A 24851-nucleotide genomic window follows, 5' to 3' on the forward strand; every position below is an offset into this window, starting at 1 on the left:
AGGGCACCGGATCCGGACCAAGCCTGAAATGTCACTCTAGCCAATGTCCGGCCGCTGCCGCTGGCGCCGGTCGGGGCTGCCGGGAATAGTTATTCGGGCGTGACCGGACGGGCGTTACTGGAAACCGGGGCCCACCACAACCACCAGCGGCACCTGGAATTCGGTGCTGCTCACCACTGTGGGGATGTCCAGGAGGACTGCGAGCGCCTGCGCGTTGGCCTGCTGCTCGGCTCCTGCATAGAAGATGACGGAGCCCTGCTGCGGGGCACCGGCCCAGTTGCCAACCTGGCCCAGCTGCCAGCCATCGGACTGCACGGTGGCGCCAACACTGGTGGCCAGCCCTGCGATACCGGCGGCGTTATAGACGGCCACGGGCTGGGTCTTGTCAGCGGCCGCTGCGGTGGTTGCCGGGGCGCTGGGCTCCTGCGATGCACCGGCGGCGGGTCCCCCGGTGCTGGCCGGAGCGGGTTCCGCGGACGGCGAGGTGGTGTCCCCGGGTGCTACGGCCGACGGAGCGTCAGTCCCTGCAAGCGGCGCTTCCTGGCTGGTGCCTGCCTGGCTGCCGGGACCGGTGAAACCGAGTTTGGGGAGGACCAGGAAGGACACCAGTCCGATGGCCAACGCGGCGATTCCCACGGCCAGGATGGGCCACAACCGCGTCCGGGACGGGGCCGTTGCCGTTGCCGTTCGGTGGACACCTTGGCGGGACGCGGTCTGGGGAACCTTGTCGAATTCGTCGCGGGCGTATTTGGTCATGGGAAATGACATCCTTGCTGGTCGCTGCTGGCGTCCTGGCGGGGGCGACTATGCGTCGGACCCCAGGCGCCGCGCGGTACGGGCGCGGTGACGGGACGTACGTAGTCTACGCAATCTCTTCACCAGCATGGGATCGTGCGCCAGCGCATCCTCGCTGTCGATCAGGGCGTTGAGCAGCTGGTAGTAGTGGGTGGCGGAGAGGTCAAACAGTTCCCGGATGGCCTGTTCCTTGGCCCCGGCGTACTTCCACCACTGCCGTTCCAGGGCCAGCATCCGCTGTTCACGCTCGCCCAGGGGCGAGTCCCGGAGCGTGAAATCCGCCAGTGGAGAGGTCCGCGGCTCCTGCGCAGGCACGTGTTCGTGTGCTGGTTCCGCCACGGCGCACTCCTTCGCTGGTTGCAGTCAATGTCCACCCCCATGGTACGGACGAATAACAGGCTTGTCATTTGCTCCGGTGGATGGTCCGGAGCCGTGAAGGGCCCGCCCGGGCCACAACATAGCGGGCGGTCCTGCCACAATGGGACGGTGGCTGAAACCGACGCACTTTTCGACCTGGACCCGGAGCCCGCGGATGCCGGCGGCTTTGCCGCCCTGGTGGATCGCCCCCTGCCCGGGCTGATGGCACCGGACTGGGCGGCGGCACTGACCGGGGTGGAGGACGAACTCCGGAGCGTCCTGCGCTTCCTTGCCGCCGAAGCCGGGGCCGGGCACCCGGTCCTGCCGGCGCCGTCGAACATCCTGCGCGCCTTCCGCCAACCGTTGGCGGACGTCAGGGTCCTCATCATGGGCCAAGACCCGTATCCAACGCCCGGGCACGCTGTGGGGTTGTCCTTCGCGGTGGACCGCCGCACCCGTCCCATCCCCCGAAGCCTGGCCAACATCTACCGTGAGCTGGAGGCCGACCTGGGCCTTCCGCCGCGGGTCCACGGCGACCTGGCAGCCTGGGCGGGCCAGGGCGTCCTGCTCCTGAACCGGGTCCTGTCCGTGCGGGCCGGGACTGCAGGGTCGCACCGGGGCAAAGGCTGGGAGGCGGTCACGACGGCGGCCGTCACCGCAGTGGCGGGGCGCACCGCAGCGGACGGGACGCCGACGCCGTTGGTCGCGGTGCTGTGGGGCAAGGACGCGGAGGGGATCCGGCCGCTCCTGGGCGGCACACCCGTGGTCGCCAGCGTCCACCCCAGCCCGCTCTCCGCGTCCCGCGGGTTTTTCGGTTCCCGGCCGTTCAGTGCCGTGAACCGGCTGCTGCAGGAGCAGGGCGCTCCGGGCGTAACCTGGGAGCTCCCGCCGGCGCCCTAGCTTAGGCTTGCCTTATGAGCACCGTTCCCGCTGCCACCAGCGCCACCAAAAAAAGCCGTCCGCAGATCACCCTGGAGGTGGTGCGACGGGAGCAACTGTCCCCGCACATGGTGCGCATCGTCGCCGGCGGGGACGGGTTCGCGGATTTTGTGAACAACGGGTTTGTGGACCGCTACGTCAAGATCGCGTTCCCCCAGCCGGGCGTTGCCTACCCCGAGCCCTTGGACCTGTGGACCATCCGGGAAACCATGCCGCGCGAACAGTGGCCCTTCACGCGGACGTACACCCTCCGCTGGGTGGACCCGGCGGCACGTGAACTGGCTATCGACTTCGTGGTGCACGGGGACGAGGGCCTGGCCGGGCCCTGGGCCGCTACGGCCGAACCAGGGGACACCCTCACGTTCACGGGCCCGGGCGGCGCGTACAACCCGGACCCGGAGGCCGACTGGTACCTGTTTGCCGGCGATGAGGCGGCCCTGCCGGCCATTGCCGCGAGCATTGAGTCCCTGCCGGCTGACGCCGTGGGCCTGGCCTTCCTTGAGGTGGAGTCCGACGCCGGAATCCAGTCCATCGCCGCGCCGGCCGGCGTTACGGTGGCCTGGCTGGCCCGCAACGGCGCAGCCGCCGGCGACCAGGGCCTCCTGGTTGCGGCGGTTGCCGGGGCGCAGTGGCCTGCCGGCACCGTTGACGTCTTCGCCCACGGCGAGCGGGGTGCCATGAAGGCCCTGCGGGACATCTTTTTTGTCCAGCGTGGCCTGGAACGCCGGCAGGTGTCGCTGTCCGGCTACTGGGCCCGGGGCCGGGTGGAAGACGAATTCCAGGCGGAAAAGAAACTGCCCGTCGGCCAGATCTGACCTGCAGCGCCGCCGGGCGGTCCTGTCAGCGCCGCCGGGCGCGGCGCCGTTCGTTGCTGGCCAGGCTGCGGGTCAGCGGCCGGGCCAGCGTGTCGCCCAGGACGATGCCCCCGGCGGTCCCCAGCACGATCGCACCGGCGCTGAGCATGCCGCCGGCGCCCAGCAGGACCTGGGTTTCCTCCACGGTGAGGACGTACATGGACCGGAAGATGGTCAGCCCTGGCAGCAGGATCAGGGCCGCGGGTACGGCCACCACCAGCTGGGGCGCCCCCAGCCGCAGGGCCACCACCCGGGCCAGCAGTCCGATGACCACCGCGGCGAGCGCGGGTGAGAACCTGTCGCCGATACCCAGCTGGTCGCTGCCCAGCAGCACCAGGTACCCCGCCACACCCACCGCGGCGGTGGGCAGCAGCAATTGCCAGCTGGTCTGCTCCGTAATGCCGATGGCGATGACGGCCACGGCCACAAAAAGGACCAGGACCCACAGGTCGTAGGCCGGGGGGAAGGTCTGCGTGACGTCGATCCGCTGCATCCCGGTCAGCTCCCCCACCACAAAGGCCACGGCTATGCCGGCCACAATGGCACTGAAGGTCAGGAGGGTGGACAGGAACCGCCCGGCGGCTGTGACCGGGAAGCCGTTGATGGCATCCTGCACCGACGAAACCAGCCTGCCTGTAGGCAGGAGCAGCAGGATCCCGCCCACCACCACGATGGCCGGTGAGGTGGTCAGGCCGAATTGCCACAGGGTCAGGGCCAGCATTGTCACCACAAACGAGCTGCTGGCGGTGATGAAGAAGTCCGGGACGCGCCACCGCCCCAGCTGGCGGGCGAGCAGGCTGATGGCGATGTTGGCCACAAACGCGATGGCGGACGAGACCGGTCCCCCGCCCAGCACACCAACAAAGACGGCGGCAAACACGCCGAATGCCGTGGTGACCATCCAGCGCGGGAACGGTTTGGGGTTGGTGATAATCCCGTTCAGCCGCCGGATGGCCTCGTCGCGGCCCACTCCCCCGGCCACGATGTCCGTTACCAGCTGATGGACCCTGGCCAGGCCGGCGTAGTTGTTGGTCCAGGACCGCACCACGCGCAGCAGTGCGATGGGGGTCTGGTCCTTGGGCGCGTAGTTGATGCCCACCGACTGGTTGGTGATGTCCACTTCAATGTTTTTCAGGCCCAGCGCCGCCGTGACGGCGATGATGCTGGTTTCCACTTCGAGGGCTCCTGCGCCGTACCGGAACATGGTTTCGGCCAGGTGCAGGGCGAAGTCCAGTGTTTTGCGGGCGGAGGTGTCAACACCACCCACCTGGATGGTGGGGTTGGCGTAGGGGCTGCCCGCCAGCCTGTCCACGATGCTCAGCGGCGCGGTGGGCGGGTTCTCGCCCTGCACCAGGCGCCGCAGCATCCGTTTGGCGGCGGCGTCCTGCCGCAGCTGGGCAGCGGTCAACGCTTGAGTCTTGGGCAGGCCGTCAGTGTGCGGCCGTGCGCCGGGGTGTCCTGGCCGGTCGGTCATGGTCCCCTCCTCCCGGTTGCGGTGTTCGGTGTTCGGTATCTGGTGTGTCAGGAGCGGCGCAGCGGTAGGCGGGCCACAAGCGTGCGGGCGGTGGCCGCGGCTTTTCGGGCGGCGGCTGCTGCCGTGCGCCCGGTGGTCGCGGCCTGCCGGGCCAGCCGGTTGGCATGGAACACCGCCGGCCGGACCGGAAGGACAAAGTCGCCTACCAGCTGGACCACTTCGCCGCCGAAGCCCTTCTTGAATTCATAACCGCCGTGGCCTTCCTGGTCTTCCCCGGAAATGCCGAACGTGCCGTAGAAGTTGTACCGCGGATACCCCTTCTCCAAAGCGTGCAGCATCATGCCCCAGTACAGGGACGTGGCGCCGTTGAAGTAGATGTAGTCCTGGACGGTGCCGCCGATCACGCACACCACCTCGTCCGCGTAGCAGATGAAGTGGATCGCGGCCACGGTGGCAACACCCACGGAGTCCGGGAAGCGTTCAATGTCCTTGAGGCTGCGTTCATAGCTGTCCACAAGGTCCTGGACCACTTTGAGCCGGTTGGCCTTCTTTTTGCTGCCGGTCTCCTCCACTTCACGACGGAGGCCATCGGCGGTGGCCGATTCGGCGGCGAGGCGTTCGGTGATGGATTTGCGGTACGCCGGGATGTCGATTTTGGCCATCATGAGTTTGGTGAACTCAGGGTTCGTGGTGCGGAGCAGGTTTTCGTAATACGCGCGTTCGCGGTAAACGAAGCCCTTGCCATCGCCCGCGGTGCTCAGCGCGCCGTAGAAGTCGTCCAGGGTCTCCAGCGTGGCCTGCTCCAGGAAGACGCCGTTCTTTTCCGCCTTGCGGATGGCTTTCCGGGTCCGGTAACTGGTGCCCATGATCAGTTCCTCGGCGTCGGCCGCGGCGGTAAGGTCCTTGACGAACATCCAGTTCACGTTGACGAAGTTCATCTCCAGTCCCTGGTGCGCGAAGCCGAGCCCGCCCAGGCGGGCCAGCAGCGGCCGGTTGTCCAGGACCTCAGGATGCTCCGCGCCGTCCTCGTCGCGGGCCACGTATTTCAGGTTCGGTGAGATGCGCAGTTCCGCTGCCTTGCGTTCGGTGGCGCGTTGGCGGAGGAGCCCGACGACGGCGGGCAGCAAGTCGGGGTCGGTGTAGTCAAGCAGGGGTCCCTTGGCGCATTCCAGGACGGTGTAGCCCAACCGGGTGGTGGTGGTATTGAGCTTTCCGGCAGCGACGAGTTCGCCGTTCCGGCGGGCGCCGAACAGTTCCACCTGCTGGCCGCGGGCGCGCTGGAAGCGGGCGAAGTCCACGGACTGGAGGAAGCTGTTCTGGGGGTGGGCCAGCGCGAAGGCCTCGAACTCGTCGTCGCTGAGCAGGGCGAACTCAAGGTCGGTGGTGGGCTGTGCGTTCACGGGATTACCTTCTTCGGTGCGTTTCGCTGTCCTGGCGTGCGGGACGTGCAGGACGGTGTCCCGGGACCTGGCAGGTGCCGGGGCTGGTCAGTAGGACTGCTCGTCAGTAGAACTGTTGGCCGGTGCGGGCGGTTTCGAGGCGGCGGAACACTTTTTCGCCTCCGCGCACCCATAGCCGGTGCTTCAGCGGCGACAGGATGTAGTCGTGGCAGCCCACAAAATCGGTGACCGATTTGGTGAAGCTGGTTTTGAACATTCCCATGCCGTGGAGGTTGTGGGTCTTGTCCTTGATGCGCGCTGCGGGCGGGGTACCGCAGAAGTCGTACTCCGTGCAGCCCAGGTCCTGCATGTGGCGGATGGCCGTCCACTGGACCAGGTGCGAGTCGCCGTACTGCTTGCGGTCCTGCAGGGATCCGCCGTCCTTGTACGTGGCCTTGGCGCCGTAGTTGATGACAAAGGCCCCCACACTGGGTTTGCCGCCCTCGTAGGCGAAGAAGAAACTGCCCTGCCCGCGGCTGCAGAACTCGTCCCAGAACCGGGCGTAGTAGTCGTAGCTGCGCAGCGGCATGGACCCCTTGGCCTTCACGGTGTCGGCCATGAGGTCGTAGAGGGCGCGGTACGTCTCCGGACCGGCTTCGCGGCGCAGTACTTCGCAGCCTTCCCGCTCCGCCCGGCGGACAGCATTGCGGGCCCGGGAGGTGATGGCCTTGAGGACTGTCTCGCTGTCCGCGGAGATGTCCAGCAGGGCGGTGGAATCATTCGATTGGATGTTGGGCGCCTTGACCAGTCCGGCGGCGGCCAGGTGCGCCTGGGCGTCATCGGTGGCAAGGATGTCCGGCTCCACCTTGATGGTGAAGACGTTGAGCTTTTGGGTACGCACCAGCGCTGCACAGGCTTTCAGCGCTGCGGGAAGCTCGGCGGCCCCGCCAAGTCCGGGGCCTTTGATCAGATACCAGAGGCCACCCAGCAGGGGGAAGCGCTTTTCCAGCACCAGGTTGTAACTGGCGGTCCCGGCCGATTCCAGCACCAGGAACAGGACCTTCCAGCCGCTGCCGTTCTTAACCGAAGCGTAGGCCGCCGACTGCAGCATGTTGCCGCCGTCAGGGTTGGCCGTGACGTACTTGTCCCAGTTTTCAATTTCCTCGGCGGTGGCGAATCGTGCGGTGAATTCTCGCAAGGGGGCCGTGTCCAATCTCAGGGTCTGTGCGCGGTTCTGTCTCGTGGCGTGCGTGCGGACATGCAGCATCAAGTCTAAAGCCTGCGGGGGCACCGGCATTGCCCGGCACCTGCCACCAACTGGCAGCCGCCTTGACGGGGCCGCACCGGTTCGGAAGGGTGGAACGTATGCAGACCAATGGGGAACGGACCGAGTCACTGCCGGCTGACAGGCCGGCGCAGCGTAGCGCAGGCGTCCAGGCCGCGGTCCTGGCCGGGTTGCTGGCGGCGTCGTTCGTGGTGGCTTTCCTGGGCGGCCTGGCGTCCACCAGCAACGTGGACGGCTGGTACAGCACGGCCAGCAAAGCCCCGTGGACCCCGCCCAACTGGGTGTTCGGGCCGGTCTGGACCGTGCTTTACATCCTGATGGCGGTGGCCGCCTGGCTGGTGTGGCGCAAGGGCGGCCCGGCCAGCAGGAATTTCCTGAAGCTGTACTGGGTCCAGCTGGTACTCAACCTTTGCTGGACGCCCCTGTTCTTCGCCCTGTACCCGGCCTTCGGTGCCCCGGCACTCTGGTTGGGGTTCGTGGACATCGCAGCCCTCGCCGTCGTCCTGGTCCTCCTGATCCGGAAGGCCTTCCCGGTGAGCCGGCTGGCTGGCGTGCTGCTGCTCCCCTACCTCGCCTGGGTTGGCTACGCGTCAACCCTGAATCTGTGGGCCGCGCTCAACAACTAGGGCCGTTCAGCACTCCACCACGTTGACGGCGAGCCCGCCCATGGCGGTCTCCTTGTACTTTGAGCTCATGTCCTTGCCGGTCTCACGCATGGTGATGATGACTTCGTCCAGGGACACCCGGTGCGAGCCGTCACCCCACAGCGCCATTTTGGCGGCGTTGATGGCCTTCGCCGCAGCGATGGCGTTCCGTTCAATGCAGGGCACCTGCACCAGCCCGCCGATGGGATCGCAGGTAAGGCCCAAGTTGTGTTCCATGGCGATTTCGGCGGCGTTTTCCACCTGCGCGGGGGTTCCGCCCATCACCTCGGCCAGGCCTGCGGCGGCCATGGACGACGCCGATCCGACTTCGCCCTGGCACCCCACCTCGGCGCCGGAAATGGAGGCCTGCTCCTTGTACAGCACCCCGATGGCCCCGGCCGTGAGCAGGAACTTGACCACAACGTCGTCGCGGTCCTCCTGCGTCGCCTTGTCCATCCCGGGCGCGAAGTGCAGGGCGTAGTGCAGCACGGCCGGGATGATTCCGGCGGCACCGTTGGTGGGCGCCGTCACCACCCGGCCGCCAGAGGCATTTTCCTCGTTGACCGCCAGGGCCACCAGGTTCACCCATTCCTGCCAGTACTTGGGGTCCCGGTCCTTGTCTTCCTTCATCAGCCGCGCGTGCCAGCCGGGAGCACGGCGCCGGACCTTCAACCCGCCGGGCAGCAGGCCCTCTCGCTTGAGGCTGGTCTCCACGCAGGTTTCCATCACGGCGTGGATGTGCAGCAGCCCGTCGCGGATTTCCTGTTCCGTCCGGGACGCTTCCTCGTTCACCAGCATGATCTCGCCGATGGACAGCCCCTTGGCCTGGCACCACGCCAGCAGTTCGGCAGCGGTGCGGAAAGGCAGCGGCAGTTCCTCCTTCGAGGCGTCCAGCTCCTGCTGCGCCGCGGTTTCCTCGCCCTCCCGGACAATGAAGCCGCCCCCTACGGAGAAGAAGGTGGCCTGGTGCAGGACGTTCCCGCCGGCGTCGGAAACGGTGAACGTGAGGCCGTTGGTGTGCCGGGGCAAGATGGTGAGCGGCCGGAGCACCATGTCCGCCACGCCGTACGGCAGCGGCACGGTGCCGGCCAGCTGCAGCGTCCCCGTCGCGGCTATGCCGGCCAGGCGTTCCTCCACCTCTTCGGGCAGGATCTGCTCGGGGTGGTAGCCCTCAAGGCCCAGCAGGATCGCGGTCATGGTGCCGTGCCCGTGGCCCGTGGCGGCCAGGGAGCCGTACAGGTCCACGCGCAGCGAGGCCACCTGTCCCAGGTCCCCGGAGGCTTTCAGTTCCTCGGCGAATACGGCCGCGGCCCGCATGGGACCCACGGTGTGCGAGCTTGACGGCCCGATCCCCACGGAAAAGAGATCAAAAACTCCAACGGCCATGAGGTGGGTCCTTACTGGGTGACGGGGATGGGGCGGGGGCCGGTTCCGGATGTCCGGCCAGCCCCCGCAGGCAGCCTGGGTGTCCGGGCTGCAGGTGCTTCGGTTGCTGCGGTTGGCTAGGAACCGGCGGCCACGGCGGGGCCACCCAGGTCGCCGCCGTTTTTGGAGGCGTATTCCTGGGCGGACAGCAGCGGACCGTCGTGGTCTGCTGCGACCTTAAAAAGCCAGCCGGCGCCGTAGGGATCGCTGTTGATCAGGGCGGGGTCATCCACCACGGCGGGGTTGGTTTCGGTGACCTCACCGGTGACGGGCGCGTACAGGTCGGAGACGGACTTGGTGGATTCCACCTCGCCACAGGTTTCACCGGCCGTGACCGTGGAGCCCACCTCGGGCAGGTCCACGTACACGATGTCGCCCAGGGCGTCCGTGGCGACGGCGGAAATGCCAACGGAGACCAGGTTTCCGGCCTCGCGGGCCACCCACTCGTGCTCGTCGGAGTACTGAAGTTCAGGGGCAACGATTGCCATGCAGGGTTCCTTAGGGTTGGTGCGGAAAGTGGAAGGGCCTCGGGAAAAGCCGGCCCGGGAGTGGGTGGGTGTCCGGGCGGCCGCGTTCGCCCGGACCGCGGCTTACTTGCCGCGCTTGTAGAACGGCAGGGCCACAACTTCGAACGGTTCGGCCTTGCCGCGCAGGTCGATGTCCAGGGCGGTTCCGGGGGCGGCGTGAGCCACGTCCACGTAGGCCATCGCCACGGGGAAGCCCAGGGTGGGTGAGGGCTGGCCGGAGGTGACCTCGCCAACAACCACGCTGTCCTTGAGGACCGGGTAGTGGGCGCGGCCGGCGCGGCGGCCCAGGCCCTTCAGGCCCACCAGGCGGCGGCCGGAGGTGCTGCCGGCGCCGGCTTCCTTGCGGGCGGCCAGTGCAGCCTTCCCCACGAAGTCGCCTTCCTTGGACAGCGCGACGACGGGTCCCAGGCCGGCGGCGAAAGGATCCGCCTGCCGCGAGAGTTCGTTGCCGTACAGCGGCATCCCGGCTTCGAGTCGGAGCGAGTCCCGGCAGGCCAGCCCGGCCGGCGTCAATTCGCCGGGTTCGGCAACCGCCATCAAAGCCTGCCACAGGCCGGCGGCGTCGCTGTTGGCCACAAAGATCTCGAAGCCGTCCTCGCCAGTGTAACCGGTGCGTGCCAGCAGCAGGTCCAGTCCGGCGCCGCCCACCAGGAACGTCACGTCCACGCCGGCGTAGTACTTCAGGCCCGTAACGGCCTCGTGCTGAGCCGCCGGGACCAGGCGCAGCAGGATGTCCTGCGCCTTGGGGCCCTGTACGGCGATCAGGGAGGTTTCGGCGGAGGCGTCCTTGACGATCGCATCGAAGCCTTCGGCCCGTTCGGCCAGGGCTGCGGCCACCACGTCGGCGTTGCCGGCGTTGGGAACCACCAGGAAAACGTCGGTACCGTCCGCTGCCTGGGGCCGGCGGTAGATGATGAGGTCATCGATGATGCCTCCGTCTTCGGCGCAGATCAGCGAGTATTTCGCCTTGCCCACGGGCATTGCGGAAATCTTTCCCACCACGGCGTAGTCCAGGAACTGGGCTGCCTCCGGGCCGGTGATCTCCACTTCGCCCATGTGGGACAGGTCGAACAGGCCGGCGCCGTTCCGGACCGCGTGGTGCTCGGCCAGTTCGGAGCTGTACTTGAGCGGCATCTGCCAGCCGCCGAAGTCCGTGAAGGAAGCGCCGAGCGCTTTGTGGGCGTCGTACAGTGCTGTGTATTTCTCGGTCACGGTGCTGTCCTTAGTTTTCGAACGCTTCGAGCGGCGGGCAGGAGCAGATCAGGTTGCGGTCTCCGGCGGCGCCGTCCACCCGTCCCACGGGCGGGAAGTACTTGTCCTGCCGGAGGTGCGGGACGGGGAACGCGGCCTGCTCGCGGGGGTAGGGCCGGTCCCAGTCGGAGGTGATGACGGCAGCTGCCGTGTGGGGTGCACGCCGCAGCGGCGAGTCGGCCACGGCGAAATCGCCGTGGGCCACCTGGTCGATTTCGTGCCGGATGGTGACCATGGCCTCGATGAACCGGTCAATCTCGGCCAGGTCCTCGGACTCGGTGGGCTCCACCATCAAGGTTCCGGCCACCGGGAAGGACAGCGTGGGCGCGTGGAAGCCGAAGTCGATGAGGCGCTTGGCCACATCCTCGGCCGTGACGCCGGTCTTGGCCGTGAGGTCGCGGAGGTCCAGGATGCACTCATGGGCCACCAGGCCGCCCTCGCCGGTGTAGAGGACGGGGAAGTGTTCGTTGAGCCGCTTGGCGATGTAGTTGGCGGCGAGCAGCGCGGATTTGGTGGCGTCGGTGAGTCCCTGGCCGCCCATCAGCCGGACGTAGGCCCAGGAGATGGGCAGCACGCCGGCGGAGCCGTACTTTGAGGCGGAAATGGGAACGTCGTTGCCTTCGGTCCAGGTGGCAGCGTTGCCCGGCATAAACGGTGCCAGGTGGGCCTTGGCAGCAACGGGGCCCACACCGGGTCCGCCGCCGCCGTGCGGGATGCAGAAGGTCTTGTGCAGGTTCAGGTGCGAGACGTCGCCGCCGAAGTGGCCGGGCTGTGCCAGCCCCACCAGGGCGTTGAGGTTGGCGCCGTCGATGTAGACCTGGCCGCCGGCCGCGTGGACGGCGTCGCAGACCTCGCGGACGTCGGCGTCGTACACCCCGTGCGTGGACGGGTAGGTGATCATGATGGCGGAGAGGGCGTCCTTGTGGGCCTCGATTTTGGCGTAAAGGTCCGCGTGGTCGATCGTGCCGTCGGCGGCGGTGGCCACCACCACCACCTTCATGCCGGCCAGGACGGCGGAGGCGGCGTTGGTGCCGTGCGCCGACGCCGGGATCAGGCAGATGGTGCGCTGGTCATCGCCGCGGGACAGGTGGTAGCCGCGGATGGCCAGCAGCCCGGCAAGTTCACCCTGCGAACCGGCATTCGGCTGGATGGAGACCTGGTCGTAGCCGGTGATCTCCGTCAGCTGGCCTTCGAGGTCGGCGATGAGTTCCCGCCAGCCTTCGGTCTGGGAGTCGGGCGCGAACGGGTGGATCGAGGCGAATTCGGGCCAGGAGATGGCTTCCATTTCCGCCGTGGCGTTCAGCTTCATGGTGCAGGAACCCAGCGGAATCATGGTGCGGTCCAGGGCCAGGTCCCGGTCGGAGAGCTTGCGGATGTAGCGCAGCAGCTGCGTCTCGGAGCGGTGGGTGCTGAACACCGGGTGCTGCAGGAACGCGCTGGAGCGGATCACGGCGGCGGGCAGCGAGAAGCCGTCCACGGACCGGGAGATGCCGGCCCCGAAGATGCCCGCCACGTCGGCAATGACCGCGGCACTGGTGGTCTCGTCCGCGGAGATACCCACGGTATCGGCATCGATGGAGCGCAGGTTGATGCCCTTGCCCTCGGCCGCTGCCACCAGTTCGGCGGCCTTGCCGGGGACCCGGACGGTGACGGTGTCGAAGAAGGAGCCGTGCAGCACCTCGAGGCCGGCGCCCTGCAGGGATGCCGCCAGGGTGCGCGCGTGTCCGTGGACGGTTTCCGCGATGGCTTTAAGGCCTTCGGGGCCGTGGTAGACGGCGTACATGGACGCCACAATGGCCAGCAGCGCCTGCGCGGTGCAGATATTGGACGTGGCCTTCTCACGGCGGATGTGCTGTTCGCGGGTCTGCAGCGCCAGGCGGTAGGCGGGGACACCGGCGTCGTCCTTGGAAACGCCCACCAGGCGGCCGGGCATGGAACGCTCGAGGCCCTTCTGGACGGCCATGTAGGCGGCGTGCGGTCCGCCGTAGAAGAGCGGGACGCCGAAGCGCTGCGCGGTTCCCACGGCGATGTCGGCACCCTGCTCGCCCGGCGGCGTGATCAGCGTCAGGGCCAGCAGGTCCGCGGCCACCGTGACCAGGGCGCCCCGCTCCTTGGCTGCTGCGATGACGGCGGAGTGGTCAAAAACGCGGCCGGAAACACCGGGCTGCTGGAGGACCACGCCGTTGATGGCGCCGTCGGGCAGGCCGTGGGTGAGGTCGGCGACGCGGACTTCGAAGCCCAGCGCCTCGGCGCGGCCCTTCACCACGGCGATGGTCTGCGGCAGGCAGTCGGCATCCAGCACTGTGATGCCGTCCTTGGCGCCCTTGTCCTTGTTGGCGCGGCGCATCATCAGAACGGCTTCGGCGACGGCAGTGGCTTCGTCCAGCAGCGAGGCGTTGGCGATGGGCAGGCCCACCAGGTCCTGGACCATGGTCTGGAAGTTCAGCAGGGCTTCGAGCCGGCCCTGGGAAATTTCGGGCTGGTAGGGCGTGTACGCGGTGTACCAGGCGGGGCCTTCAAGGATGTTGCGGCGGATCACGGGCGGAGTCACGGTGTCGTAATACCCCTGGCCGATCATCTGCACGGCGGTCTTGTTTTTGGCGGCGATCCGGCGCAGCTCGGCCAGGACCTCCACCTCGCTCACCGCCGGGGCCAGCTCCAGCGGCGTTTCCTGCCGGATGCCTTTGGGGACGGCGGTATCAACGAGTGAATCCACGCTCTCATGGCCAACTGCCTTGAGCATGGCCTGTACTTCGGCAGCGCGGCGGACGCCGATATGCCGGTCAACAAAAGTGGCGGGTGCCGGGGCGACAGTCACAAGGAACTCCATAAACTTAGGCGGCGCAGGGTGCGCCGCATCGATTCGGGTTCCTCCCCGCTCTGTATTGGACCTGAGAGTTTCCGCGCCGCCTGCCGAAGCTGGCCCCGCTTGCACCGTCGGTGAGCCTGGCAGTCCTGCATCCCGGAACGGGGCACAGATGGACTGCCTGCTGCTTTCCAGAGGCGCCTCGCCGCGGCGGTACATGGGCCTGTGAGATTCCTGGGGAGGATTTGCTCCTACGGCGCCTGCTTGTACCTTGACAGCAGGACTCTCCCGCCGCAGATCAAAGGCAATTCATTTAGTTTTTCAGCATCCGTGCGGGCCGGGTGACAGCCCTCACAGACCTTTATTGTCCTATGCCCGGGCCGCAGCCGCAAACCAGCCCGCCGGTCACAGCGGAAGGGTGCGCGTCCGGGGAGTCAGGCCCGGAGTTTCCGCACGGCGAGGATAAGGCTTTCGACGTCGGCCAGCTGGCGCTCACTGACGCCTTCGGTGCCGCTTTCCCACATGGCGTTGAAGTAGAGTCCGTCACCCATGTACAGGACGGCTTTCGCAACGCCGGGCCCGACGTCGGCGGCCAGCAGGTCCAGCCACTGGCCCTGGATCCCCGCGAACCGGCGCCGCGCTTCGGCATGTGCCACTTCCGCGAGACGGGTAGCGGCCACAAAGGCCCGGTCCATGGCGGTGTCGGAGAAGAGGGATGTCCGGATGAAGTATTCGGCTGCCCCTTCGGGGGCGGCCGCCATGCGGGCGAGATCCGCGTCGGCGAGCGCGTCGAGGCGCTCCAGCAGGGCGCTGATCAGCGCTTCCTTGTTCGGAAAGTGATACAAGAGCCCGCCTTTGGAAACCCCCGCCTGCCGGGCCACGGCGTCGAGGGTGGCGGCGCGTTCGCCCACGTCGATCAGCAGGGCTTCGAAGGCGTCCAGGACAGCATCACGGGCGACTGGTTTTCGGGGCATGGTTCCCATCATGCACAAAGCTGCGGCGAAACCCTCAACTGGCAGAAATTTTGTAACTGTACCGTCTGGACGGTATAGTTGGCGGATGACAACAGCAGCCCCCATGCGGAAGGACCAGGCGGCGGAAGCCGCAACGCCCACCTCAGCCGGTTCGTGGCGCGACTGGTTGGCGCTGGGACTGCTGATGTTTCCGGTCCTGCTGGTGGCGGTTGACAACACCGCGCTGACGTTTGCGCTCCCTGAAATCGCGCGGAGCCTGCAGACCACCGGCGTCCAGCTCCTGTGGATCGTGGACGCCTACCCACTGGTCCTCGCGGCACTGCTGGTGGCGATGGGCAGCCTGGGCGACCGGATCGGGCGCCGGCGCCTGCTGCTGACGGGCAGCCTCGGCTTTGCGGCCGTCTCGGCCGCAACGGCCTTTGCGCCCACCGCGGAGTGGCTCATCGCGGGCCGCGCCGGCCTGGGGTTCTTCGGCGCCATGCTGATGCCCTCCACCCTGTCCCTGATCCGGAACATCTTCCCGGACCCGAACAGGCGCCGGCTTGCCGTAGCCATCTGGGCGGCAGGCTTCTCGGGCGGCGCCGCACTTGGCCCGATTTTCGGCGGCTGGCTGGTGGAACACTTCTGGTGGGGTGCCGTGCTGCTGGTGGCAGTTCCCATCATGCTGCCACTCCTGGCCCTTGGCCCATTCTTCATCCCGGAGTCCAGGGATCCCCGGCCGGGACGGGTGGATATCATCAGCATCGTCCTCTCCATGCTGGTGATGGTCCCCGTGGTTTACGGCATCAAGGAAATCGCCACCGCCGGCTTCAGCCTCAAGGCCCTGGCCATCATCGCCCTGGGCCTGGCCATGGGCTGGGTTTTTGTCCGGCGCCAGCGCACCCTCGCCGCCCCACTGCTGGACATGGGCCTGTTCTCCAACCGCGTCTTCAGCACGGCCATCACCGCCAACGTGCTGGCCCTGTTTTCCTTCAACGGCTTCATCTTCTTCCTGGCCCAGCACCTGCAGCTGCTTGAAGGCATGTCACCCTCGGCGTCCGGCGTGGCCATGATCCCGGCACTTCTGGCCACCGTGGCGGCCGGGCTGCTGGTGGTCCCGCTGGTCCGCAAGGTCCGGCCCGGGTTTGTGGTGGCCGGCGGGTTGAGCCTCAGCGCCGCCGGCTATGCACTGGTGGCGTTCGGCGACCACAGCGCGGGACCGGCACTGCTGCTGGCGGCGTTGCTGGTCCTGGCCCTGGGCGTGGGGGCCGCGGAAACCATTTCCAATGACCTCATCCTGGGCTCCGTGCCGGCCGCAAAATCAGGGGCGGCGGCGGCGATCTCCGAAACGGGCTACGAGGTGGGCTCGCTGCTGGGCACCGCCGTGCTGGGTTCCATCCTGACGGCTTCCTACCAGCGGAACCTGGTGCTGCCCGAGGGCGTGGCCAGTTCCCTGCCCCAGGGCGCCACCCACCAGGCCGGCGAGACGCTGGCCGGCGCCGTGGAGCTGGCAGCGACCCTGCAGGCGCCGGCCGCCGGGGAACTGCTTGCCACGGCACGCGCCGCCTTCGACTCCGGCGTGCACATCACAGCCACCATCGCCTTGGTGCTGATGGCATTGACGGCGGTTCTGGCCGGCACCGTGCTGCGGAAGGTTCCGCGGGCCGGCAAGTAGCGGCGGGACTGCGGGCGCCGTCACGGCGGCCCGACCGGGGAAACCACGCGGGGATGACACCGGCTTGATATAACCCGCCAGGACAAAAGACGCCCGGCGCCGGAGCATAGGCTCCGACGCCGGGCGTCTCTGTAGTTGGCAGCCCACAGGCTGCAGAAACTACTTGGCGTCGGCGGTGGTGACGCTGGCGGTGGGCTTCATGTTTTCCGCCTGCACCATCCAGGCGAACTGCTCGAGCCTGGCGATGAACTCGTGCAGGAGGTCCGCGCTGGTGGGATCCTCCTCGTCCACCTCGTCATGGACCTTGCGCATGGTGCCTACGGCAGCTTCCATCGCAGCCACGATGCGTTCGATTGCATCCTTGGTACTGATCAGGCCTTCCGGGAACTGCGCCAGGCTGGTGGATCCGGACACCGTTGCGCTGCGTCCGTCCGGCAGAGCGTGCAGGGCCCGCATACGTTCGGCCGTGTCGTCGGCGAACTGGCGGGCAGCGTCGACGATTTCGTCCAGCTGCAGGTGCAGGTCGCGGAAGTTCGTTCCCACGATGTTCCAGTGGGCCTGCTTGCCCTGGATGTGCAGTTCAATCAGGTCCGCCAGGACGGCCTGGAGGTTGTTGGTCAGTGTCGGTGAAGCTTTCATGCGTCCTCCTCGAGTGGTCCAGTAATCCCGACGCTACCAGCCTGCCGCCGCTTCAGCGCGGGCCCGGACGGGATTTCTCAGTGAGCTTACTAATTTTCCCTGAAGCGTGGCAAGCAGGGTGCCGGGGACCACTTTTTGCTGCGCCCTTGCATCCTGGCCGGTCCGACCCCATACTAAATGAACGCCATTCATATAGTGACTGCCGTCTCAATTTCTTCCAGAAAGTGGTGCCATGACAGAGACCACCCGCACCAGCGCCAAGTCCCCCGGCAACGCGCCCGCCTCCGGAGACGCCGGCATCTCCGCCAAAGGCCTCAAGGGCGGCCAGCTGGGACTCCTGGCCGTGGTTGTCCTGGGCATTTCGACCATCGCCCCGGCCTACACCCTGACCAGCGCCCTGGGCCCTACCGTGAATGAGGCCGGCCTGCAGCTGCCCGTCATCTTCCTCATCGGATTCATCCCCATGATCCTGGTGTCCCTGGCCTACCGGGAGCTCAACGCCGACTCGCCGGACAGCGGCACCACCTTCACCTGGGTGACCAAGGCGTTTGGCCCCTGGGTGGGCTGGATGGGCGGCTGGGGCCTCCTGGCGGCCAACATCATTGTGCTCTCCAACCTGGCCGGCGTCGCCGTCGACTTCTTCTACCTCTTCCTTTCCCAGGTGACGGGCTCCCCCGACCTCGCCGACCTCGCGGGGAACAAGGCTGTCAACGTAATGACCTGCTTCGTCTTTGTGGCTCTTGCGGTCTGGGTCAGCTACCGCGGCATGCACACCACGAAAGTGGTGCAGTACAGCCTGGTGGGCTTCCAACTGGTGGTCCTGGGCTTGTTTGTGGGGATGGCCTTCGCCAACTGGTCCACCTCCGAAACCGCCATCCCCTTCAGCTGGGAATGGTTCGACGTCACCAAAATCGAGACGTTCGGCCAGATCGCCGCCGGCATCTCGCTGTCCATCTTTGTGTACTGGGGCTGGGACGTCTGCCTGACGGTCAATGAGGAAACCGCCAACGGCAAGCGGACCTCGGGACTGGCCGGCACCCTTACGGCCGTCATCGTCCTGGGCATCTACCTGGTGGTGAGCATCGCCACCATGATGTTTGCCGGCGTCGGGGACACCGGCAACGGCCTGAACAACGCCGACATCCACGAGAACATCTTCACGGCCCTGGCCTCACCCATCATGGGCCCCTTTGCCATCCTGATGTCGCTGGCCGTGCTGTCCAGCTCGGCTGCATCCCTGCAGTCCACGTTTATGTCCCCTTCGCGCAGCCTGCTGGCAATGGGCCATTACGGCGCCATGCCGCAGCCGTTCAGCCGCATCAGCCGCAAATTTGCGACGCCGGGCTACGCCACCATCGCCGCCGGCATCGTCTCGGCGGGCTTCTACGCCGTGATGCACGTGGTCAGCGAAAATGTCCTCAATGACACCATCCTGGCCCTGGGGCTGATGATCTGCTTCTACTACGGCCTGACCGCCCTGGCCTGCGCCTGGTACTTCCGGCACAGCGTTTTCAGCAGCGTCCGCCACTTCGTCCTTCGGCTGCTCTGCCCGGTCCTGGGCGGCGTGGGCCTGTTTGTGGTGTTCCTCCAGACCGCTGCCGACAGCTGGGCGCCCGAATTCGGCAGCGGCTCCGAGGTGTCCGGGGTGGGCCTGGTGTTTATCCTCGGCATCGGCATCCTGGCGCTGGGCGCCGTGTTTATGCTGGTCATGGCCAAGGTGCGGCCCGGGTTCTTCCGCGGCGAGACGCTCCGGCGTGACACGCCGGCCCTGGTGGTCCCGGAGTAGGAACTGCGGCACCATCGCGGTAGGGCCCCGCAAGCCAGCCCGACCTGGACCCGGACGCCCTGCCAGCCCGCGCCTGCCTGTTCCAGCTGGCTCCCGTTGATCCACCGCCGGACCAAAACCGCGTCGCATCATGTTTCCAATCCATCGGCAGTACGCAACGAAAGGTGCCGCGGTCCCTGGTTCGGGGCTGCGGCACCTTTTCTGTGGTCATACCGGGGAATTTACGCCGGGCGGGACAGGCTCACCAGAAGTGTGCCACGTCGATCACCAGGCGGGACCCGCCGCCCGGACCGACCAGGGTGAAGGCCCGGAACGGAAGCCTGGCACGAACGCCCAGGCCCAGAGTTGTCTGGCCCTCGTAGCTTCCGGCCCAGACCACCTGGCGGAAGGTCTGGTAACCGGCCACGTTGACTACTTCCTTCGGGTTGGCCGGCAGATAGGTGGCGGACCCGGAGTCGTTGTAGGCAGGAGCCAGGGCAACGATCCGCAGCCGGGCACCGCCCCTGACGGGTATTACCTCTCCCTTGCCGTCGCTGGTGATGACACTAACGTACTCAACCCTGTAGCCGTCCGTCCGGCCATTGAGGTCGATCACCAGCCGGTCGTAGCAGGCCTGACGGCCGGAGCGGACGTTGGTGACGGACCCTGCGCCGGTGTCAGGAGCTGCCTTGGCCAATGACCCCCAAGTGAGGCCGCAATACGATGTAGCTGCCGAGGCTGGCCCCGGGATGATGATGCCCAGCCCTGCCGCGATGAGAAGCGCGGTGAGCCAGATTGATAGTTTTTTCATTGTCGTTTTCCTGGGTGAGGAGCGGGTGGATAGCTCAAGGCTAGGAGCCTCCAGACCCGGAAAACAGGCTTGTTTCCGCTTCGGCGCGCAACCGTTAGCGAAGCTTCCCCAGCATCACGCCACCATGCATCAAGACCGGAAATTTGCCCCGCCGTCATCCGTTTGATGTCGTTTCGGCACCCGCGCCGTTATGGCAGGTAACGACGCCGGCCGGCAGCAAAAACCACACGTTCCGCCGGCACGGGACAGGTGTTAAAGCAGTGGCGCAAGTATCACCTGGGGCCGTTCCGATGCCACGTCGTCAGGCCAATCCACGACTGTTTTCGGGCTCCAGGCCGCCGTGATGGCTTGCCCTCGCGTGGTGCGCACCGGCGGCCACACCGCTGAGCGCCGGCAACCAGCCCCAGCGGGTCGCGTCGGCCATGGCGTCGGCGGCGCGGTCCGGGGATTCGTAGGTAAAGACGTCCCGAAGCCAGTCAAGGAGCCGGCCTGCGTTGTGAGCTGTCATGCGCCCAACCTACGCAGCGATTGTTGTGGCCGCGTTTCGTCCCCGTCTCCCGGCGATTAACTCTGCCGCGGCTGCCCCTGCCCGGCACCCGCCGGAAACGGTCAAGGCGCAGGTGCCGTTCCGGCGTCGGTCCCTGCCGTTGCGTCCGTGTCCGGTGCCGGCTCGGTCCGGACATCAGCAGCAGCGCGTTGCCGGCGGCTGAGGAAAATGAAGGGGGCGGCCAGCAGCTGGACGGCACCGCCCACGGCGAGGGACGCCGGGTAACCGTACAGGTCGGCCGTGCGGCCCAGGGCAGGCTGTACCGCCACGCCCCCGACGGACCCCATCAGCGAATCGAAGCTGAGGACTGTGGCGCGCTGCCTGGATTCGATCATGTCGTTGAGGTAGGCCTGCCGGACGGGGGTGCCTGCGGACCCCACCACGGCCCAGAGCGCCAGGAGGGCCAGCGCCACCCAGAAGTTGGCGGTGACCATCAGCACCACCAGGATCACGGAGCTGATGACGTTGCTGGCGATCAGGATGGTGGTGCGCCGCCGGACCAGGCGCCGGACCCGCGGGGCCATCCACCCGCCCACCACATCCGCTCCAGCCACGATGGCCGCGGCCAGCCCGGCCACCGCGTAGGCACGGGGGTCACCGAACAGCTGCAGCAGGTAGGGCTGCAGCGCGTAAAAAACGTAGAAGCCGACACCTTCGGTGAAGGGTGCGGCAAGCATCATGTAGCGGACCGGCGGATTCTTCAGCCCGCCGTCCACGGATGCCTTCAGCACAGCCCGCGTGGCCCGGATCGGGTGCGGAGAGCGCTCGGGTGTGAAGCCGACGTCGTGCATCAGCCGCAGGGCCACGGCAAACAGGGCCAGCAGCACCGCCACGCGGACCAGGAAGGGGACGCCCAGGTTGGTGGCCTGCGCCAGGACGCCGCCGGCCACGGATCCGGCCAGCATGGCGATGCCCGAGACCATCTGTCCGCGGCCCAGCACTGCCTCCAGGTCACCGTCGTATCCGGAGAAGCGCAGCGCGTCCACCAGCCAGGCCTCAACGGCCCCGGAAAAGAACGTGAACCCGAGGCCAAGCAGGACGGACACGGCGGCCCACCACCAGAACGGCGCGGACCACTGCCACAGCAGGTAGTACAGGAAGGTCGATACGGCCAGCGTCAACGTCCCGAGCAGGAATGAGGTGCGCCGGCCCCAGCCGTCGGCGATGACGCCGGTGGGCACCTCGAAGAGGACCATCCCGGCCGTGAAGAACGCATTGGCGGCGAAGGCCTCCAGGTTGCTGAGGCCGGCATCCAGCAGGAAGAGGGTGTTGATGCCCCAGATGAACGAGGCCGCAAGGGTGTTGCCCAGGGTCAGCGTGAGGTAGATGCGCTGGATCTTTTGGGCGGCCGGGTTCATTGCAGTGCCGTGCAGGAAATGGCGGACAATGTTCCTCCTGGCGTCCAAGCCGGCCCACATGTGTCTTCTGATTCGACACCCTGGCGGGCGGAACGGCAAGGGCCAGTTGGCGGGGCGCCCTGGTCAGCTGGGAACCGCTAGCCGCCGCTGGCCCTGCGCGTGGCGGCGTCGTTGGCTTTCCGTAGGGCCTGGACCAGTTGGTCCTTGCCCATGGTGGAGCGGCCGGCGACGTCGAGTTCCTTCGCGAGCTTATAGAGGTGGGCCTTGGAGGCGTTGGCGTCCACACCGCCGGCTGTGGGTTTATCCGACAAACCGCCCTGCTCCGCCCGTTCGTCCGACGGGCCGTTCTCCGCTTTGGGCTCCCAATGGTCGGCCACCTTTTCGTGGCTGTGCTTGAGGGCGGCGAACGCCGTCCGCGCGGCGCGGCCTTCGTCGTTGTAGGACTCCATGGCCGAGTCGTAGGTTTTGGCGAAAGTGTCCTGGGCTTCCTGGCCGGAGCGCTGCAGGGTGGACGGCAGCTCCTTCTTCAGGGCGTGGTGGTTCTTGCCGGTCTTGGGCATTGGCACTCCTGTCCGGTCGTGGTGCTGGCGGGTCCCAGAGTACCGCCGGAAGGTGCGTCCCGGGAAGGGAAAGCGCGGCGCAGGGCTGGCCCCGGGCAAGGCCTGCGCAGCTAGAACGGGGCCGTTCCGCCGGGCAGCCCCGAGATCCGTTTGGGCGCCTTGCGCCGGCGGTTCACGTAGGTGGTTGCCCTGTCGCTGGAAAGCGCCAGCAGCACCAGCACCGTCAGCGCCACGCTCCACAGGTTCTGCCGCACGTCATCCGGGTTGCCGGACTCAGACGCGGTGACGAGGGCTGCGATGGAGAGCACGCTGAGCAGCATCACGGCGGACCTGGCCCGGGCACTGCCCAGGAAGACCCGCCAGGCGAGCAGCGCCATCACCACCCCCACGGCGATCACGGCGGACGCCGCGACCTGTACCACCACGGTGGCGAGCGGCCCCAGTCCAGGGTCGGTGTCGGCGGCGGTGATGGGCGCGTCCAGCAGCTGCACGATGCCGGTGAGGATCGAGGCGAGCGCGCTGACGGCGGTCATGACCGCGCCCACCACCACCGGCGCGGGGCGCCGGTCGCGGCTGTCCGTGCCCTGGTCAGGCTCCGCGGTGCCGGCAGCCAGCTGGCGCAGGTCAAGGATGGGCAGGTCGCCGTCGGTAACTATGGCATCGCCGCCGCCGTTGCGCGCGTGGTATCCGGTGGAAAAATCGCGGATGACGCTCACCGTCGCGTCCCCCTGCGCGGCAAGGACAGTAGCCACGATATGGTCCCGTTCCACATCGGTGTCCGGCGCGATCTTGTGGGTGACCTGCAGCGTAAAAAGCGAAAAGCCCACGCTACGGTCATAGGTGCCGGCGGCGAGCCAATCGGCGCTGATGCCGCCGGGCAGCAACCACCCCGCGGGGGCGCGCCAGAACCGGACATGGTGTCGTTTGCCGGGGCTGCCGTCCACTTCCTGCTGGTACGCGAAGTCCTGCCTGCGGCCAAACAGAAGGAGCGGGCTGACGGGCGCGGCCAGGTAGCTGCGCCGCAGGACGGTGGACTTCACAATGCGGAACCCGGTCCGGAACGACAGGTCGTCGGCACGGATCCACGCGGCGCCCTGCATGGCGGTGTGGAGCTGGGCTTCGGAGCCGAGGAGGGCGAGGTTGACCGGGTCGCCCAGCAACCCGTCGCTGGTCCGGGCCCGGCCGATGAAGTAGTCGGGGACGTAGATCCGGGTCAGGATGCTGTGCAGCCGGGGCAGCACCAGGTAGGCAAGCGCCACCCAGAACCCCACGAGGAAGAGCAACTGCCACCAGCCGAAGAGGAAGCTCTCCCGGACCAGGACGGCGGCAAGCCAGACGGCTGACACGCCGCCGAGCACAAAAAAGGCCCAGTCAGCGAAACTTTGCCAGGCTGCGGGTACCGGCGGCACCCTTCGCCCGGTGCGCACGGACATCCGGTGGCGACCCTTCACGAAGGTTTGTTGCACTGACCCTAGCCCACATTGCCGGACAGGATCGGGCACCAGCGGGACCGGCTGCTTCCGGGAAAAGGAAAAGCCCTCCGTTCCGGCAGAATCGCCGGAACGGAGGGCTCCGTTGGAGCCTCCTGTCGGATTCGAACCGACGACCCCCGCTTTACAAGAGCGGTGCTCTGGCCAACTGAGCTAAGGAGGCACACCCCCAATGGGGCAACGCCTGAACGGCACTGGATAAGGGTAGCCCAAAGTCCCACCGGTGGTAAAAACGCTTGCGTCCGGCAGGCCCTGCGCAAAAACCCGCCCCCGGAGAAAACCGGGAGCGGGCCTTGGGTACTTCGGGCGGATCAGGCCTTGGCGTCGATCGCAGCCTGGATGTCGGCATTCAGGTCGGTGGTACCGTCCCACTGCTTGCCGTCCACAAAGATGGTGGGCGTGCCGCTGATGCCGGTGTTGGCGGCCAGGCCGGTGGCGTACTTGACGTACGGGCGGAACGTTTTGTCGTCCACGCAGCTGCCGATGTCCGCGCCGATGTCGCTGGCCAGGGACTTCAGCTTGTCATCGGAAAGGCCGGCGCCACCTTCAGCGGGCTGGTTAGTGAAAAGGGTGTCCACGTATTCGCCGTACTTGTCCGGAGCCTTGTCCGCGACGCAAGCGGCGGCGTTGGCGGCACGTGAGGAGTAGTTGGTGCTGGACTGGCGGTCCAGGAAGCCCAGCGGGCGGTATTCGAGGGAGATTTTGCCTTCGTTGCGGAGCCCGGTGAGGGCCTCGTTGTAGGTGTCCTCGAACCGCTTGCAGACGGGGCAGATGAAGTCAACGTACGCAACAACCTTGACGGGCTGGCCGGTCTCGGCTTCGGCGCCGGGGGCGACCAGCGGGCTGGGCAGGGTCTCGGGCTTGGCCGGCAGGTTGGCCATGTCCACGGAGCCGCCGTCGGCGGCCTTGACCTCGGTGTTCGCCAGCAGGGTCACGCCGCCGTTGGTGTTGGCGCTGGTGGGGACCGGTCCCTGGTCCGCGATCGGCGTGTTCTGCTTGAGCGAGGTGGTGACCACCAGCCCCACGATGACCAGGATGGCCACCACGGCCGCGACGATGCCCCAGCCGATCAGCAGCTTGTTCCGCCGCTCCTTCTTCAGCTGGGCTTCGCGGATCATCCGGGCCTTCTCGCGCGCCTCCGCGGTGCGCTCAGCCTTGGACTTCCGTACTTCATTTGCGGGGCTCATGTGTTCCTTGGGTCGATCGACGTGGGGGGACCACTCAGTGGCAACTCCACCATTTTAGGGGAGAAAGCTGGGAGCTTGCGCTTTCAACCATTCCGCCGGGTTGCCCAACGGATGAATAGCACGGATGACC

At 67.2% G+C, this 24851-nt stretch carries 22 protein-coding genes, 1 tRNA gene and 1 riboswitch; of the genes, 5 read left to right on the forward strand and 18 right to left on the reverse strand.

Annotated elements, in window-relative coordinates:
- Positions 1-114: 114 nt before the first annotated feature.
- Together QRN07_RS15220 and QRN07_RS15225 are read right to left on the reverse strand one after the other, a co-directional pair.
- Positions 115-756, reverse strand: a complete 642-nt coding sequence (locus QRN07_RS15220) for a LytR C-terminal domain-containing protein (protein WP_285241454.1) — start codon at positions 754-756, stop codon at positions 115-117.
- A 48-nt stretch (positions 757-804) separates the two neighbouring features.
- Positions 805-1134 (reverse strand): DUF3263 domain-containing protein, encoded by a 330-nt coding sequence (locus QRN07_RS15225; protein WP_050686595.1) that lies wholly within the window; start codon positions 1132-1134, stop codon positions 805-807.
- 147 nt (positions 1135-1281) lie between these two features.
- Between QRN07_RS15225 and QRN07_RS15230 the strand changes: the two genes are divergently transcribed.
- Entirely contained in the window at positions 1282-2052 is a 771-nt protein-coding gene (locus QRN07_RS15230) for a uracil-DNA glycosylase (RefSeq protein ID WP_285241455.1), read from the forward strand.
- 14 nt (positions 2053-2066) lie between these two features.
- Positions 2067-2906, forward strand: a complete 840-nt coding sequence (locus QRN07_RS15235) for a siderophore-interacting protein (protein ID WP_285241456.1) — start codon at positions 2067-2069, stop codon at positions 2904-2906.
- A gap of 25 nt (positions 2907-2931) precedes the next feature.
- Here the strand turns inward: QRN07_RS15235 and QRN07_RS15240 are convergent, their stop codons facing one another.
- The 3 genes from QRN07_RS15240 to QRN07_RS15250 all read right to left on the reverse strand — a co-directional run bounded on the left by QRN07_RS15240 (position 2932) and on the right by QRN07_RS15250 (position 6996).
- Entirely contained in the window at positions 2932-4419 is a 1488-nt protein-coding gene (locus tag QRN07_RS15240; protein WP_050686590.1) for a threonine/serine exporter family protein, read from the reverse strand.
- Between the two features lie 47 nt (positions 4420-4466).
- Positions 4467-5819 (reverse strand): peptidoglycan bridge formation glycyltransferase FemA/FemB family protein, encoded by a 1353-nt coding sequence (locus tag QRN07_RS15245; RefSeq protein WP_285241457.1) that lies wholly within the window; start codon positions 5817-5819, stop codon positions 4467-4469.
- A 103-nt stretch (positions 5820-5922) separates the two neighbouring features.
- Positions 5923-6996 (reverse strand): lipid II:glycine glycyltransferase FemX, encoded by a 1074-nt coding sequence (locus QRN07_RS15250; RefSeq protein ID WP_285241458.1) that lies wholly within the window; start codon positions 6994-6996, stop codon positions 5923-5925.
- Positions 6997-7163: 167 nt separating this feature from the next.
- Between QRN07_RS15250 and QRN07_RS15255 the strand changes: the two genes are divergently transcribed.
- Positions 7164-7709 carry a TspO/MBR family protein gene (locus QRN07_RS15255; protein WP_050686583.1) on the forward strand — a complete coding sequence of 182 codons (546 nt, stop codon included), beginning with the start codon at positions 7164-7166 and terminating at the stop codon, positions 7707-7709.
- 6 nt (positions 7710-7715) lie between these two features.
- Here the strand turns inward: QRN07_RS15255 and QRN07_RS15260 are convergent, their stop codons facing one another.
- The 5 genes from QRN07_RS15260 to QRN07_RS15280 form a co-directional block, all read right to left on the reverse strand.
- Positions 7716-9113 carry an L-serine ammonia-lyase gene (locus tag QRN07_RS15260; RefSeq protein ID WP_056596037.1) on the reverse strand — a complete coding sequence of 466 codons (1398 nt, stop codon included), beginning with the start codon at positions 9111-9113 and terminating at the stop codon, positions 7716-7718.
- Positions 9114-9229: 116 nt separating this feature from the next.
- Complete coding sequence (gene gcvH / locus QRN07_RS15265; RefSeq protein WP_050686579.1) at positions 9230-9640, reverse strand: glycine cleavage system protein GcvH; 411 nt, start codon at positions 9638-9640, stop codon at positions 9230-9232.
- 102 nt (positions 9641-9742) lie between these two features.
- Complete coding sequence (gene gcvT, locus QRN07_RS15270) at positions 9743-10891, reverse strand: glycine cleavage system aminomethyltransferase GcvT (protein WP_056596033.1); 1149 nt, start codon at positions 10889-10891, stop codon at positions 9743-9745.
- A gap of 10 nt (positions 10892-10901) precedes the next feature.
- Positions 10902-13760 carry an aminomethyl-transferring glycine dehydrogenase gene (gene gcvP, locus QRN07_RS15275; protein ID WP_442854145.1) on the reverse strand — a complete coding sequence of 953 codons (2859 nt, stop codon included), beginning with the start codon at positions 13758-13760 and terminating at the stop codon, positions 10902-10904.
- A gap of 177 nt (positions 13761-13937) precedes the next feature.
- Positions 13938-14037: riboswitch (glycine riboswitch) on the reverse strand.
- A gap of 133 nt (positions 14038-14170) precedes the next feature.
- Positions 14171-14710 (reverse strand): TetR/AcrR family transcriptional regulator, encoded by a 540-nt coding sequence (locus QRN07_RS15280; RefSeq protein WP_050686573.1) that lies wholly within the window; start codon positions 14708-14710, stop codon positions 14171-14173.
- Positions 14711-14813: 103 nt separating this feature from the next.
- On the opposite strand from QRN07_RS15280, the gene QRN07_RS15285 reads away from it, so the two are divergent.
- Positions 14814-16364 (forward strand): MFS transporter, encoded by a 1551-nt coding sequence (locus tag QRN07_RS15285; RefSeq protein WP_285241467.1) that lies wholly within the window; start codon positions 14814-14816, stop codon positions 16362-16364.
- Between the two features lie 159 nt (positions 16365-16523).
- Here QRN07_RS15285 and QRN07_RS15290 read toward each other — a convergent pair whose 3' ends face one another.
- Positions 16524-17003, reverse strand: a complete 480-nt coding sequence (locus QRN07_RS15290; RefSeq protein WP_050686569.1) for a Dps family protein — start codon at positions 17001-17003, stop codon at positions 16524-16526.
- Between the two features lie 232 nt (positions 17004-17235).
- Here QRN07_RS15290 and QRN07_RS15295 point away from each other — a divergent pair, with 232 nt between their 5' ends.
- On the forward strand, positions 17236-18789 hold the full coding sequence (locus QRN07_RS15295) for an APC family permease (protein ID WP_285241459.1): 1554 nt from the start codon (positions 17236-17238) through the stop codon (positions 18787-18789).
- A gap of 241 nt (positions 18790-19030) precedes the next feature.
- On the opposite strand, the gene QRN07_RS15300 is transcribed toward QRN07_RS15295, so the two are convergent.
- The 7 genes from QRN07_RS15300 to QRN07_RS15330 form a co-directional block, all read right to left on the reverse strand.
- Positions 19031-19579 carry an AMIN-like domain-containing (lipo)protein gene (locus QRN07_RS15300; protein ID WP_056596024.1) on the reverse strand — a complete coding sequence of 183 codons (549 nt, stop codon included), beginning with the start codon at positions 19577-19579 and terminating at the stop codon, positions 19031-19033.
- 301 nt (positions 19580-19880) lie between these two features.
- Entirely contained in the window at positions 19881-20087 is a 207-nt protein-coding gene (locus QRN07_RS15305; protein ID WP_056596022.1) for a hypothetical protein, read from the reverse strand.
- A gap of 101 nt (positions 20088-20188) precedes the next feature.
- Positions 20189-21484: an MFS transporter gene (locus tag QRN07_RS15310; RefSeq protein ID WP_056596319.1), complete on the reverse strand. Its 1296-nt coding sequence runs from the start codon at positions 21482-21484 to the stop codon at positions 20189-20191.
- 137 nt (positions 21485-21621) lie between these two features.
- A complete protein-coding gene (locus QRN07_RS15315) occupies positions 21622-22044 on the reverse strand; it encodes a ChaB family protein (protein WP_285241460.1) in 423 nt (140 codons plus the stop codon).
- A 110-nt stretch (positions 22045-22154) separates the two neighbouring features.
- A complete protein-coding gene (locus tag QRN07_RS15320; RefSeq protein WP_285241461.1) occupies positions 22155-23477 on the reverse strand; it encodes an LssY C-terminal domain-containing protein in 1323 nt (440 codons plus the stop codon).
- A gap of 143 nt (positions 23478-23620) precedes the next feature.
- A tRNA-Thr gene (locus tag QRN07_RS15325) sits at positions 23621-23697 on the reverse strand.
- Between the two features lie 148 nt (positions 23698-23845).
- On the reverse strand, positions 23846-24721 hold the full coding sequence (locus tag QRN07_RS15330; RefSeq protein WP_050686558.1) for a DsbA family protein: 876 nt from the start codon (positions 24719-24721) through the stop codon (positions 23846-23848).
- Positions 24722-24851: the final 130 nt, after the last annotated feature.

This window comes from Pseudarthrobacter sp. MEB009 (genome assembly GCF_030208875.1).
Taxonomy (GTDB): domain Bacteria; phylum Actinomycetota; class Actinomycetes; order Actinomycetales; family Micrococcaceae; genus Arthrobacter.